Annotated in this window: 1 pseudogene; it reads left to right on the forward strand. The window is 57.5% G+C overall.

Going from position 1 to position 497, the window contains the following annotated elements:
• Positions 1–497 (forward strand): annotated as a pseudogene (locus M0814_RS29000) (serine 3-dehydrogenase); the annotation flags it as partial.

Below are 497 nucleotides of genomic sequence, written 5' to 3' on the forward strand. Positions count from 1 at the left end.
GCGCCAACCTCGAAAACATCACGCTGACCGGTACCGGCAACACCTTCGCGGTCGGCAACAGCCTGAACAACGTGCTGACCGGCAACGATGGCAACAACGTTCTTGACGGCGGCGCTGGCCTGGACACCATGATCGGTGGCAAAGGCAACGATACCTACAGTCTCGACCAGTTCGGAGAACTGGCACTGGTTCAGGAACTGGCCAATGAAGGCACCGACACCCTGTCGATCACCTTCAATGCCACGCCACAGACCAGCACCATTGACTTGAATCAGAGCAATCTGAACAACATTGAGAACGTCGCAGTGTTGGGGGCCGGCGTATTCAGCCTGCTTGGCAACAGCCTCGACAACACCCTGATCGGTAACGGCGACAGCAACCTTCTCAACGGCGGCATCGGAGCCGACACCATGGTTGGCGGGGCCGGCAACGATATCTATGTGGTCGATAACGTCGGTGACGTGATCATCGAAACCAGCACGCTGGCTTCGGAAATC

Source organism: Pseudomonas sp. MWU12-2020, from assembly GCF_023100605.1.
Lineage (GTDB): Bacteria > Pseudomonadota > Gammaproteobacteria > Pseudomonadales > Pseudomonadaceae > Aquipseudomonas > Aquipseudomonas fluorescens_H.